12 protein-coding genes are annotated in these 13,339 nt (G+C 59.4%); 9 read left to right on the plus strand and 3 right to left on the minus strand.

The window, feature by feature from the left end:
• Window position 1: 1 nt before the first annotated feature.
• The 8 genes from HD598_RS09285 to HD598_RS09320 all read left to right on the plus strand — a co-directional run bounded on the left by HD598_RS09285 (window position 2) and on the right by HD598_RS09320 (window position 8,576).
• Entirely contained in the window at window positions 2-457 is a 456-nt protein-coding gene (locus tag HD598_RS09285; RefSeq protein ID WP_183665411.1) for a MaoC family dehydratase, read from the plus strand.
• A gap of 161 nt (window positions 458-618) precedes the next feature.
• A complete protein-coding gene (locus tag HD598_RS09290) occupies window positions 619-1,614 on the plus strand; it encodes an ABC transporter substrate-binding protein (protein WP_183665413.1) in 996 nt (331 codons plus the stop codon).
• A 78-nt stretch (window positions 1,615-1,692) separates the two neighbouring features.
• Window positions 1,693-3,252: an o-succinylbenzoate--CoA ligase gene (menE, locus tag HD598_RS09295; protein ID WP_183665415.1), complete on the plus strand. Its 1,560-nt coding sequence runs from the start codon at window positions 1,693-1,695 to the stop codon at window positions 3,250-3,252.
• A gap of 117 nt (window positions 3,253-3,369) precedes the next feature.
• Window positions 3,370-4,203 (plus strand): ABC transporter permease, encoded by an 834-nt coding sequence (locus HD598_RS09300; protein ID WP_183665416.1) that lies wholly within the window; start codon window positions 3,370-3,372, stop codon window positions 4,201-4,203.
• Window positions 4,203-4,976: an ABC transporter permease gene (locus HD598_RS09305; protein WP_071894748.1), complete on the plus strand. Its 774-nt coding sequence runs from the start codon at window positions 4,203-4,205 to the stop codon at window positions 4,974-4,976. Before HD598_RS09300 ends, HD598_RS09305 begins: the two co-directional genes overlap by 1 nt.
• On the plus strand, window positions 4,966-5,895 hold the full coding sequence (locus HD598_RS09310; protein WP_183665418.1) for an ABC transporter ATP-binding protein: 930 nt from the start codon (window positions 4,966-4,968) through the stop codon (window positions 5,893-5,895). Before HD598_RS09305 ends, HD598_RS09310 begins: the two co-directional genes overlap by 11 nt.
• A 212-nt stretch (window positions 5,896-6,107) precedes the next feature.
• Entirely contained in the window at window positions 6,108-7,529 is a 1,422-nt protein-coding gene (gene ligM, locus HD598_RS09315; protein ID WP_183665420.1) for a vanillate/3-O-methylgallate O-demethylase, read from the plus strand.
• A gap of 51 nt (window positions 7,530-7,580) precedes the next feature.
• Window positions 7,581-8,576: an ABC transporter substrate-binding protein gene (locus HD598_RS09320; RefSeq protein WP_183665422.1), complete on the plus strand. Its 996-nt coding sequence runs from the start codon at window positions 7,581-7,583 to the stop codon at window positions 8,574-8,576.
• Window positions 8,577-8,675: 99 nt separating this feature from the next.
• Here HD598_RS09320 and HD598_RS09325 read toward each other — a convergent pair whose 3' ends face one another.
• The gene (locus HD598_RS09325) at window positions 8,676-9,527 is read right to left on the minus strand and encodes a methylenetetrahydrofolate reductase (RefSeq protein WP_071894751.1); all 852 of its coding nucleotides are present in this window, start codon (window positions 9,525-9,527) and stop codon (window positions 8,676-8,678) included.
• Between the two features lie 82 nt (window positions 9,528-9,609).
• Entirely contained in the window at window positions 9,610-10,263 is a 654-nt protein-coding gene (locus tag HD598_RS09330; protein WP_183665424.1) for a helix-turn-helix transcriptional regulator, read from the minus strand.
• Window positions 10,264-10,463: 200 nt separating this feature from the next.
• Here HD598_RS09330 and purU point away from each other — a divergent pair, with 200 nt between their 5' ends.
• Entirely contained in the window at window positions 10,464-11,384 is a 921-nt protein-coding gene (purU, locus tag HD598_RS09335; RefSeq protein ID WP_409366181.1) for a formyltetrahydrofolate deformylase, read from the plus strand.
• 135 nt (window positions 11,385-11,519) lie between these two features.
• On the opposite strand, the gene glsA is transcribed toward purU, so the two are convergent.
• Window positions 11,520-13,337, minus strand: coding sequence for a glutaminase A (gene glsA, locus HD598_RS09340; protein WP_183665426.1), 1,818 nt, complete (start codon window positions 13,335-13,337; stop codon window positions 11,520-11,522).
• Window positions 13,338-13,339: the final 2 nt, after the last annotated feature.

The raw sequence follows: 13,339 nt of genomic DNA on the forward strand, positions 1-13,339 counted from the left end.
CATGACCCAGCAAGTAATTTCTTACGACCAGCTCAAGGACGCCGCCGGAACCGATCTTGGTTACTCCGAGTGGCGCACCGTCACCCAGGAGCAGGTCAACACCTTCGCGGACGCCGCTGACGATCACCAGTGGATCCACACGGACGTTGAGCGTGCAAACGCTGGCCCGTTCGGCGGCCCTATCGCTCACGGCTACCTCACTCTCAGCCTCCAGATTGCGTTCTGGAGCGAGATGTTTGACGTGGAAGGCGTGACCACCAAGGTCAACTACGGCCTCGAGAAGGTGCGCTTCCCTTCCCCAGTGCACGTGGGCAAGCAGATCCGTATGAAGGCTGCTATTGCCGAGGTGGATGAAGTGAAGGGCGGCTACCAGATCGCTGTCGATCAGGTAGTTGAGTTGGAGGGTTCTGAGAAGCCTGCTGTGGTTTCTCGCGGCCTGTACCGCTTCTACGCGTAGGCGTTGTGATCGTTCTTTTTCGCTGAATGCCGGCTCCACGACGGGGCCGGTTTTCTTTCTCGAAATAATCGTTGTGCTTTTCAACGATTGAACATACTATCTAAACATCATGTGGCGCAGATCACTTATGCGCCACGGCACACACTCCCCAAGGAGACACCATGAAGCGTCTTTCCACCCTCGCAGCTGGCCTCGCTGTAGCGGCTATCGCACTGACCGGCTGTGGCGCCGGATCCCCTTCTGCAAGCTCTACTTCCGCGGCTTCCGGCTCCGGAAGCTCGGCCGCCGGTCTCGAAGAAGTGACCGTTGGCCTGCTCCCCATCGCGCCTTCGGTTGCCATCGACTACGGCGTCAAGGAAGGCATCTTTGAAAAGCATGGCCTCAAGGTCACCGTGCAGACCGCCAACGCTGGTGCCGCAATGCTCCCGGCTGTTTCCACGGGCGACATCGACTTCGGCATTGGCAACCCGCTCTCCGTCATGACCGCTGCGGATAAGGGCCTCGATATGCGCATTGTCACGGGCTATTCCAACTCCAAGGCCACCGGCGATGACATCAATGGCGTCGTGACCCGCAAGGATTCCGGCATCAAGACCTTTGCAGATCTGGCTGGCAAGACCACGTCCGTCAACGCGCTCAAGACGCAGGGTGATCTCACCATCACGGAGTCCGCCGAAAAGGCTGGCGCCGACGCCTCCGCTCTGAAGTTCTCCGAAATGCCGTTCCAGGACATGGAAGCTCAGCTCTCCCGCGGCAACGTGGATGCCATCTGGCTCCCGGAGCCGATGCTGTCCCGCGCGCTCGCAGACGAAAACAACACCCTAGTGGGCTACCCCAACCAGACCGCCATTCCGGGCTTGCCCACCATGGTGTCCTTCACCTCCGGCGCCATGGCAACCAGCCAGCCTGAGACCGTGAAGAAGTTCCAGGAAGCCCTCACGGAGGTCCTCGAGACCGCCGAGGGTGATCAAGCCGGCGCGAAGGCGCTACTGCCTGAGTTCATGAGCATGGATGCCAAGGTTGCTTCCGGACTGAAGATGGAAACCTGGGACGCCACGTTCCCTGAAGAGCAGATCACCAAGCTCGGCGAGCTGGCTGCGAAGTTCAAGTTCATTTCCAAGGCTCCTGACGTGAACGCGCTCAAGGCAGTTCAGTAGCCTCACGCCCGTTGCGAATTCGTAGTGGTGAGCAGCTCGGCAAACCTCGCAAAGATGTGTAAAAGGAAACGAAGCGCAATGCACAACAAGGGACTTGGCACTTGGATTCACCGCCGCCGCGTCAAGAGCGCTGGCCGTCCGGCCGTCACGGGGATGGGGCTGTCCTATTCTTACGATGAGCTCGCCGAACGCATTGAGCGTCTCGCGAGCGCCCTCGAAGATCGCGGCATCAAGCCCGGCGATCGCGTGGCTTACCTTGGCATCAATCACCCCGCCTTCATTGAAACCCTCTTCGCAGCAGGGTTGCTGGGTGCGGTTTTTGTGCCACTGAACACCCGGCTGGCGCCACCGGAAGTGCAGTTCGCTTTGCAGGATTCTGGATCCAGTGTCGTGGTTGTCGATTCCGGTTTCATAGAGCTGGCTGCGCGCGCGGTGGGGGATACTGCGGTCCACCACGTGCTCGCTCTCGCTGCTTCTGCTGTCACTGAGGGGGCCGCGGGGCTCTCTTGGGAAAATTACGACGACGCAGTCTCGGCTTCCGCTGCCACGGTTCGTGATGTGCCGGTTGCGTTGGAAGACGCGGCCATCATTTTGTATACCTCCGGAACTACGGGCCGTCCGAAGGGCGCTGTCCTGACCCACGGCAATATGACGTGGAACAGTTACAACGTGTTGGTGGACTACGACGTCACCTCGGATGCGGTGGGGCTCATGATTGCGCCGATGTTCCATGTGGCGTCCCTGGGCATGGGTGTTCTGCCGCTCTTGCTCAAGGGCGGTCACGTGGTGCTCCAAGACCGCTTTGATCCGTCCGCTGTGATCCGAGCTATCGAAGAGTTTGGTGTGACCTCGCTGTCTGGAGTGCCCACCACGTACCAAATGTTGGCCGAGCATCCTGACTGGGAAAACGCCGACTTGTCATCGTTGCGCATGCTCACGTGTGGTGGCTCGGCTGTTCCCGTTCGCGTCATGGACGCCTACGAAGAGCGCGGATTGTCCTTCTCCGGCGGTTATGGCATGACGGAGACAGCTCCAGGTGCAACAAGCGTCCCGCCGCACTACTCGCGCGAGAAGATGGGAAGCGCGGGCTTGCCGCACTTCTTCACTGACATTCGCATTGTCGATGCTATGGGCGAGGATCAGCCAGCCGGATCTGTGGGAGAAATTCTTATTCAGGGCCCCAACGTGATTCGCGAATACTGGAACCGGCCAGATGCGAATGCGGTCATGTTCGAAGATGGTGACTGGTTCAAGTCCGGCGACATGGGCTACCTGGATGAACAGGGTTTCCTCTTTATTTCTGACCGCATCAAGGACATGATCATTTCTGGCGGGGAAAACATTTACCCCGCGGAAGTGGAGCAGCTCATTATGGAGTTGGATTCCGTCTCTGCCGTTGCGGTGATTGGTGTGCCGGATGAAAAGTGGGGCGAAGTGCCCCATGCTGTCGTCACGCTTGCTGAAGGCCACAGTGCTACCGCGGAGCAAGTGATTGAGCACCTCTCGGGCCGCCTTGCTCGCTATAAAACCCCGAAAACAGTGGAGTTCGTCGAGGAGCTCCCGCGCACAGCCAGCGGAAAGATTCGCAAAGCTGATCTTCGCGCTCGTTACGCGACTGCATTGTCAAAGAGACAATAATTTCACACAGTGGTAACCATATTTCACCTGTAGGCATCTATGCTGGGGAGAGATGTGCATCACAAAGGAGGGTTTTCAATGTCCCGTCACTACACACACTCACGGAGGTGAATCGTCATGACCGCAAATTCAGCTGCACCGGCAACCGCTCGAGCGGCAATTAAGAAGCGTCGTAGCTCCTCGCCGCGCCGTCTTATTCTGGGCGTCGCCGGAATCATCACGTTCCTTCTGGCCTGGGAGATTGCACCGCGCGTGGGACTTCTGCCAGCGCGCTACTTGCCGCCCGCATCCGAGGTCCTCGCGGTGTTCGCTCAAGATCTCGGCATGGCGAGCTTGTGGAAGGCCGTGGGAGACACCATGCTCGCGTGGGTCATCGGGCTTTCCATAGCTGTTGTTGCCGCCACGGTGATTGGCCTAGTGGTGGGAATGAGTCCCTTCTTGCGCAAATTCACCAACTCCACGGTGGAGTTCCTCCGCCCGATTCCTTCGGTAGCACTTATTCCGCTTGCCGTGTTGCTCTTCGGAGTGAAACTGGAATCCTCGCTCATGCTCATCATCTACGCGTCTTTCTGGCAGGTTCTCATCCAGACGCTCTACGGAGTGGCGGACGTCGATAACGTAGCGATGAACACGGCGAAGTCCTACGGCTTCTCCTATATTCAACGCGTTCGGGACGTCGTGTTCCCCACGGTATGGCCGTTCCTGATGACCGGCATCCGCTTGGCGGCCGCCGTCGCACTGATTCTGGCCATCACCGCACAGCTCGTGATCGGCTCTCCAGGACTTGGTAACGAGATCTCTCGTGCCCAGTCCGGTGGCGCGATCGCCGGCATGTACGCCTTGATCTTGGCGACCGGCTTGCTGGGCGTGCTCATCAACATGGTGATGCGCTTTATCGAAAAGAAGACGCTCGGTTGGCATCCCTCCGTGCGTGGCGAGGTGGTGGTCTGATGCAGGTCCTCAAGCAGATTTTCTACATTGTGGCGCTGCCGCTCATCCTCATTGGACTGTGGGCGCTCGGCACGAGTGGAGCGAAGAACTTCTTCGTTCCCACCCCTGCGCTGCTCGCAGAACGCTTCGCGGCTACGTGGTTCACCGAGCGTATTTTCACGGACGTGCTTCCCTCGATTGGTCGACTTGTCACGGGCGTTCTCATCGCGATTGCGCTGGGTATCATCATTGGCTTGCTCATTGGTTTGAACAAGTGGCTGCGCGACTTCACGGAGCCGGTCTTCGAGTTCTTCCGCGCTATTCCGCCGCCAGTCTTGGTACCGGTGCTCATGATCATCATGGGTATCAACGACTCCATGAAGGTGGCCGTGATTGTCTTCGGCTGCATCTGGCCGGTCCTGTTGAACACCATCGAAGGCGTCCGCTCAATTGACCCCGTGCAGAACGAAACCAGCCGCTCTTACGGCATCGACGGTTTCGCTCGCGTCCGCTATCAGATCCTGCCTTCGGCTGCCCCGCAGATTATGGCCGGCGTTCGCCAAGCGCTTCCCATTGGCTTGATCCTGATGGTGATCTCGGAAATGTTCGCATCATCCTCCGGGCTCGGCTTCACGATTGTCCAATTCCAGCGTTCCTTCGCGATCCCCGAAATGTGGTCCGGCATTGTGGTGCTCGGCCTGATCGGCGTCGCAATGTCCTTCATCTTCCAGTTCATCGAGCGTCGTATCCTTCGGTGGTACCGCGGTCTCAAAGAGGTAGAAAATGCCAGCTAACCCAGAGAACATCAACGTCCCCGGAGATCACATCCAGCAGCCCGCTGGATCTGGAGCCCTGCAAACCACCGCCACCTCGGCTGGTGGACCCGCGGGGCGCACGCTCCCGGATTCGGAAACTCTTCTGCGCGTCCGAAACCTCAAGAAGGTCTACCACACGGATGGTGGCGACATTGAGGCTGTCCGCAACCTGACCTTCGACCTCGGCCGCAACGAACTCGTCTGCCTGGTGGGTCCTTCCGGTTCCGGCAAGACCACTCTCTTGAAGTGCATCGCGGGTTTGCTCGCGCCCACTGACGGCGAAGTGGTGCTCGATGGCAAGAAGATCACCGCTCCTCCGAAGAAGATGGCCGTGGTTTTCCAGGAGTACGGCCGCTCCCTCTTCCCCTGGTTGCGTGTGGCAGACAATGTGGAGTTGCCGCTCAAGAACGCCGGCGTACCGAAGGCTGAGCGCACGCGCTTGGTCAACGAAGCGCTTGAGGCTGTGGGCTTGGCGCACGTTCCCAAGTCCTACCCTTGGCAGCTTTCTGGCGGTATGCAGCAGCGCGTGGCGATTGCTCGCGCCGTGGCGTACCAGCCGGAAGTGCTTCTCATGGATGAGCCGTTCGCGGCCGTCGATGCGCAGACCCGCGCTGACCTCGAAGACTTGGTGCGCCGCATTTGGAAGCAGCTCGGCATGACCGTGCTCTTCGTGACGCACGATATCGACGAGTCCGTGTACTTGGGCCAGCGCGTCATCATCCTGTCCTCTTCGCCCACCGTGGTCCAAGAAGATTTGGTGATCGACTTGCCAGCAGATCGCGATCAGCTGGAAACGCGTGCGGATCCGCGCTTCACCCAGTTGCGCCACCACGTCTACGAGCAGATTCAGCTTGCGAAAAAGGGTCACCGCCCGGATGACGAAAAGGTCGCAAAGTAGGCGGTAAAAGTTTGCCCGGTCTTCGTGCTGGGCAATGAGTTGGGGGACAAGGTGGGTGCGCTGATAGCGCGCCCACCTTCTTTAACATCTTGCCAAGACCAGCTTCATTGAATTTTTCAACCAACCATGGACGTGCCTATCTGCATAGGTATAAGCTCTGAGTGTGGCGTGGCTCACAGTGCTGTGATTGCTCAGTCGAAAGGAAAATGTTCATGGCGAACAATCTGCAAGAAGTCCTCGATCAGGCCGGAAACACCGTCGATTTTCTGCGTAACTCGCAGGTAGGTGCGTACATCTATCCGGTAGTGGCCCCGGAGTTTTCCAACTGGCGCTCGGAGCAGCGCGCCTGGCGTGAAACCGCCGTACTCTTCGATCAGTCCCACCACATGGACAACTTGATCCTGCGCGGCTCTGATGCCATCAAGCTGATCTCAGACACCGCCATCAACTCGGTAGCCAACTTCCCGGTCAACAAGGCCAAGCAGTACGTCCCCGTCACTCCCGCCGGACACGTCATTGGCGATGGCATCCTCTTCCGTCAGGACCAGGACGAATACGTCTACGTGGGCCGCGCGCCGTCCACCAACTGGCTCTTGTACAACGCTGCAACCGGCGGCTATAACAACCTGGACATCGTCGAAGACCGCCGTTCACCAGCTCGCCCCATGGGCAAGCCAGTCTCCCGCGAGTACTGGCGCTTCCAGATTCAGGGTCCTCGCGCGTGGGAGATCATCGAAAAGCTCAACGGCGGACCGGTGGAGCAGTTGAAGTTCTTCTCGATGTCCACCATGAACATCGCCGGCGAAACCGTGCGCACGCTGCGTCACGGCATGTCCGGTGCGCCAGGCTTGGAAATCTGGGGTCCTTACGCCACTTATGACAAGATCCGTGACGCCATCCTTGAAGCCGGCGCTGAGTTCGGCATGGTGGCCGTGGGCTCTCGCGCGTACCCGTCCAACACCCTCGAATCCGGCTGGATTCCGTCCCCACTGCCCGGTATCTACATGGGCGAAGAGCTGCGCGCTTACCGCGAATGGCTCCCGGCAACCTCTTACGAAGCCAACAATGCCATCGCCGGCTCGTTCATCTCGGAGAACATCGAGGACTACTACCTCAACCCGTGGGAGCTCGGCTACGGATCCTTCGTGAAGTTCGATCACGACTTCATTGGCCGCGACGCCCTCGAGAAGATCGATCCCGCTCAGCAGCGCCGCAAGGTCACGCTCGCTTGGGATGACGAGGACTTCAAGAGCATTCAGGACTCGATCCTCAAGCCGGAGGGTGAGAACTTCAAGTTCTTCGACCTCCCGCTCGCGAACTACGGATCCTCCAACTATGACAAGGTCATCGACGCTGATGGCAACGTGGTGGGCTTCTCCATGTTCACGGGCTACTCCTCCAACGAGCACCGCGCGCTCTCCCTTGCCACCGTCAACGCGGACGTCCCCGAAGGCGCCGAAATCCGCGTGGTCTGGGGCGAAGAGAACGGTGGCACCCGCAAGACCACCGTGGAACGGCACACCCAGAAGGATGTCCGCGCGGTGGTCTCCCCAGTTCCGTTCTCCGCCGTCGCCCGCCAGAGCTACCAGGGCGGTTGGCGCACGGGTTACCAGGAAAGCGGCTCCGCGTCATAAAGCGGATCTCGAAGATTTCTCTCCCACACACACCATCAAGAAGGCAACAACATGAAAAAGCTGGCATCGGCGCTAGCAGCCGTGGCACTTCTCACGCTCACGGCGTGCGGCTCGGGCTCTCCTTCGGGTTCCGCCTCCTCGAGCGCTGCCACGGGCACCTCAACCTCCACCACTCTCGAGAAGACCAGCATTGAGGTTGGCGTTATTCCAATCGTCGACGTCGCCCCGATTTACCTAGGTGTTCAGGAGGGCCTCTTTAAGAAGGAGGGCCTCGATGTCACGCTCACGCTCGCGCAGGGTGGCGCGGCGATTGTTCCAGCCGTGACCTCCGGCCAGATGGACTTTGGCTTCTCCAATGTCACCTCTTTGATCGTTGGCCGCCAAAAGGGCCTTCCTCTCAAGATGGTGGCGGCCGGTCCGCAGACGACGGGCGATGAGAAGAAGGACTTCGCGGCTGTTGTCACGTCATCGGATTCTGGCATCAGCGACATCAAGTCCCTCGAGGGCAAGAAGGTGGGCGTGAACACGCTCGCCAATATCTCTGACTCCACCGTCTCTGAAGCCGTCAAGGAAGCCGGCGGCGATCCAACGAAGATCCAGTTCGTGGAGATGCCATTCCCGGATATGCCGGCGAACCTCGCAAGCGGAAACGTGGATGCCATTGCTGCGGTTGAGCCGTTCGTGACGCTTGCGAAGAACGACGGCGCCGTGTCCGTTTTCTCCAACTACGCGTACCCGGTCAAGGACCTGACCATCGCCACGTACTTCACCTCCGATGACTACGTGAAGCAGAATCCCAACACGGTGGCAGCGTTCACGCGCGCCATGAAGGCGTCGCAGACGTTCGCTGAAGAGAACCCGGAGAAGGCTCGCGAAGTCCTCTCGACCTACACCAAGATCGATCCTGCGGTCGCGGCAAAGCTCACCATGCCGAAGTTCCCCCAAGAAGTGAATAAGGAATCGATCCAGAAGATCGCCGAGATCGCGCAATCCCGCGGCCTCATCCCCGAACTTCCGGACATGACCGCTTTGCTGCCTGCGGAGTAGTTCGTTCCAGCGCAGTAATCGGTACGCACGTCCCACATTACTGAAGGACGACGGCGCAGCTTGCGGGCGGCGTCGTCGTCCTTTTATATGCGGGGAAATTCAGGGACGGAAATCCCGGATCCACTCCGCGGTGGCACTCAAGCCGCCGAACGTATAGAAGTGCAGCTTGACCTCGCCGTGAGCGGGAGTGAGCTCGCGCGCGAGATCGTTGATGAAGCGATCCGGGCCAGCGGTGCCGAGCAAATTGGTGAGCGAGAGGCCATACTTTTTGGCGATGCCAGCGCTCGAGGCGACGCCGAAGCGTCTCGCGTAATTCAGCAAGCGCTTGATGCCCGCCGGGCCCGGGACACCGACGCGGATGGGCAGGTCCACGCCGTGTTCGCGCACCTGTGCGACCCACGTCAGAACGGGTTCGGTGTCGAAGCTGAACTGCGTGAGGATGGTGCCGCTCAGATCCTGCTCCTTGAGTGCGGCGTTCTTGCGCCGAAGGTGGTCCCAGAGGGTGGGCTCGTCGATGACCGGCGTGCCTTCGGGGTAGCCCGCGATATTGATTTCCGTGATGCCGAACTGCGGGAAAAGTCCGGTCTCGATGAGCGAAAGCGAATCTGGATACGGACCAACAGGGGTTTCCGGGTCGCCACCCACGGCAAAAATCGTGGAGGGCTGGGCTGCCTCGCGGAGGGCTTCCAGGAATTCGGTGAGTTCGCTTTCCGTATGGAGGCGGCGAGCAGAAATGTGGGGGACTGGTTCAAAGCCCAAGCGGCGCACGGCGGCCGCGGCTTCAACGCGAAGAGTGAGGTCCTCGTTGCCGAGGAAGGTGACGTTGATGCGCGTGCCCGCAGGGATGAGGTGGGCGGCCGCTTCGAGCGCCTCCACGTCCTTGCCGGTCATCTCGAGGGAGAAGTTGCTGACGAGTGTGGCCGCTTCTGGTTCCGCGACGGTACCGCTCATGATGGTCCTTTCGAGCCTCGCGCTCGTCGTTAAGCGCGCTCCCTCCACACTATCTATGCCGATAGTGAGCGTCTAGAGACATTTAGCCCTCTTCATGCTCATCGATGCTGCGTAGGGGAGCCGTGGCGGTGCGCGTGCTGATATTGGACCCAAAGCGTTCTTCGAGTTTCGCGGATTCCTTCTTGGCTTCCTTGGCCCATTTCACTTCAGCCGTTGCGCGGGCAACCAAGCCCTTGTAAGCCAGGATTTTGTAGCCCGCGATCAGTCCCCATTCGCGCTCCTCGCTAGCGCCAAGGCGATCCCGCAGAATCTCATCCGTTTGCGCTTCGAGGCCGGCAATCGTTGCGGACCATTGGGTGATGAGACTTTGGTGGAAGGCGATGTGCTCATCGAGCTGAGTGAGCAGTCCCTGCGGGTTGCCCCACTCCATGTACGCGGTCTTCAGGGCCAGCGGATCCCGGGTGAGGGAGTAGTCGAAAGGCGTCTCTAGCCAGGTCCGAAAATCGGTGATTCCAGCTTCCGTCACCGAGTAGAGTTTTTTCTTTCCTCGGGTGCCCCACGGGATATCTTTGGACTCAAGAAGTCCATCTTGCTCCATCCGCCGAAGCTCGGGGTACACCTGAGAATCAGGCGCGTGCCACACGTGGCCAACGGAGGAGTGGAAGCCCTTCGATACGTCGTATCCGGTCTTCGGACGAGCCGTCAGTATGGCGAGCAGTGCGTAACGAAGACTCATTAGGGAATTCCTTTCGTGAACTACCTTTCACAATAGGGTAAAGGTGCAAGCGTTAAATGAGACGCGCTTCACGAAACCTATTGATCGACAACTGATGTATCAGATAGTGTGACAGCTCGAAGCACTAACCAGTGCACGTTGCCGTGGAGCGGACACGCCGCCGAAACGCCAGTATGAGAACCATAGAAGGTGAGTAACCTGTGACTGAACAACAGACCGCTCAAGCAGCAACCGCTGATGATCTTTCAGTGACCGCTTCCGATGACTCCGTTGAGAACATCACGCTGACGCTGAGCTGCCCGAACACCATCGGCATTGTGCACGCTGTGACCGGATTCCTGGTCTCTCACAAGTGCAACATCATGTCCTCGCAGCAGTTTGATGACGAGATGACGGACCGCTTCTTCTTGCGCATTCAGGCGCGTTGCGAGAAGCCGATCTCCCTTCCAGCTCTTCAGGCCGCCTTCAAGGCAACGGCCGAAGCGTACGACATGGACTACACCTTGGTTGATACCAAGCGCCCCATGAACGTGCTGCTCATGGTTTCCAAGTTCGATCACTGCCTCAACGACTTGCTGTACCGCTTGCGCATGGGCCAGCTGAACATCAACGTTCCAGCAATTGTCTCCAACTGGTCTGACCTCAAGCCGATTGCTGACGCTGCAGGCATTCCTTACATCCACATCCCCGTCACCAAGGACACCAAGGCCGAAGCTGAAGCCGAGCTTCAGAAGGTGATCGATGAGAACAACGTGGAATTGGTGGTGCTGGCGCGCTACATGCAGGTTCTGAGCAACGAGATGACTCAGAAGCTTGAAGGCAAGGCCATCAACATTCACCACTCCTTCTTGCCAGGCTTCAAGGGCGCCAAGCCTTACCACCAGGCCTACGACCGCGGCGTGAAGCTCGTGGGCGCTACCGCTCACTACGTGACCGCGGACTTGGACGAGGGTCCAATCATCGAGCAGCAGGTCTTCCGTGTGGACCACACGCACCAGCCAGAAGACCTCGTTGCAGCCGGCCGCGACGCCGAGTCTCAGGCCCTCTCACGTGCCGTTCGCTGGCACTCCGAGAACCGTGTGATGCTCAACGGTCACCGCACCGTGGTGTTCCAGGGCTAATTCACTGATCTTCAATCAGCTGCGTGTGCGGCCAATCTTCTTCTGAGGGTTGGCCGCACACGTGTTTTAAGTGGACTTGTATTGAGGCAGACGCTTGTTGAGGCGGACGATTCGGCGTAGCTCGTGACGTGAACGCTAGCCGCGAAGCCGCAGCGAGTTGTCTTTCATGGTCTGCTCGACGCGCGTGTAGGCGTCGCGAGCGATGGCCTTCCATAAACGAAGGGCCACTTGCGGGTGTGACTCTTCCAGATCGTCGAGGGCATGGTGTGTGAGCACTTTGACTTCGGTTGGCTCGAGCGCTGTCACCGTGGTCTGCTGTTGGCCGGATGCGCCGAGTGCGATCTCTCCGAAAGTCATGCCGGGACCCAACGTGGCTTGCCGGTATCGGCTGCCGTCCGTGGTGCGACCCGTGAGAGACACTCGACCGGAAACGATGAACTGGATACCTGCGAACGGCTGACCGATCCGGCGGATGACATGGCCGGACTCGTAAGAGCGATCCTCCAGCAGCGCACTGACCACATCCAAGTCAGCAGACTTCAGCGGCTCCAACGTGGCGGAAGAACGAACATCGACGCTGTCCGGAGTAATCAGCTCGGGCGCAAACCGTCCAATGACCTCACCTTCGGCCCATTCCATTGCCACGGGGTGGCCGGGGAACGACGGGATGCTCTTGCGGCAGCTCTTATCCAGCTGCTCGGTGATTGCCCCATCTGGGTCTACGAGGCAGATGGATTTGCCTTCGGCGGCGAAATCATTGACGAGGTCCGTCATCATGCGCAAGGCGACGGGGCCGAAGTCGTCCACTTTCCGCACATCCAGAACCAAGATCGACATGCGGTCATGCATCTCCGTGATGGTGCGCAAAACGGTCTCCGTGCCGGCAAAGAGCAAGTCGCCGCCGAGTTCGATGATCACGCACTGTTCCGCATGCGCTTCCAGTACTTTTATGGCGTCAGCGCTACGACGCACGCCAGAGTATGAATCCCGCAACGTGTAGAGCGAGCGGATGCTCGAACGTCCCGGCCGGCCTGAACGCATGAAGTGAAGGCCCATATCGCTGGCTAGACGCGTGCAGGCAGCTACGCCGCGCACGCTCGATCCATGCGGATCTAGCGGCGGCGAGTACACGGCAATTCCCACCTGGCCGGGCAGGACGGCGATGATGCCGCCGCCCACGCCGGACTTCGCAGGCAGCCCTACGGAGGTGGTCCACGCTCCGGCGTCGTCGTACATGCCGCACGTGGTCATCACCGAGAGCACTTGCTGCACCGTCTCCGGTGACACCACCCGATGATTCTCGCTAGGGTGAATGCCACCGTTGGCGAGAGTGGCGGCCATGAGCGCTAGGTCTCGAGCGTTCACCATCATCGAGCATTGGCGGAAGTAGTCTTCCACCACAGGATCCGGGTTTTCCTCGATGATGCCAAAGGAGCGGAGCAGTTGGGCCAGCGCCCGGTTGCGGTACCCGGTATCCCGTTCCCCGGAAAACACTGAGGAGGACATATCAAGGTCGCGACCGGCGAAGGAGGAATAGAAATCCTGGATGCGCCCGAAGCGAGAACGCGGACCTCGGGACTTCACCAGCGAGGTGGCCGCGATAGCGCCGGCGTTGATCATGGGGTTATCTGGCCGGCCGGTTCCGCTCTGCAAAGAGATCTCGTTGAACGCATCGCCGGAGGGCTCCACGTCAATTTTCTGGCCCACAGCTTCGGAACCAAGATCCTCCAACGCCAGCGCGTACGTGAAGGGCTTTGAGATGGACTGGATGGAGAACAACTCGTCCGTATCACCCGCTTCGTACAGCACACCGTCCACCGTCGCGAGGCAGATCCCGAACTTCGAGGGATCCGCGACGGCGGTGGATGGAATTCCCTGATACGGGGTTCCGTCGGTGAGACCATGCAGCTCTTCGTGGAGAGCGTCAAGGTACTGCTGGATGGGTGATTTCACGA

The sequence above is a fragment of the Neomicrococcus aestuarii genome (assembly GCF_014201135.1).
Lineage (GTDB): Bacteria > Actinomycetota > Actinomycetes > Actinomycetales > Micrococcaceae > Neomicrococcus > Neomicrococcus aestuarii.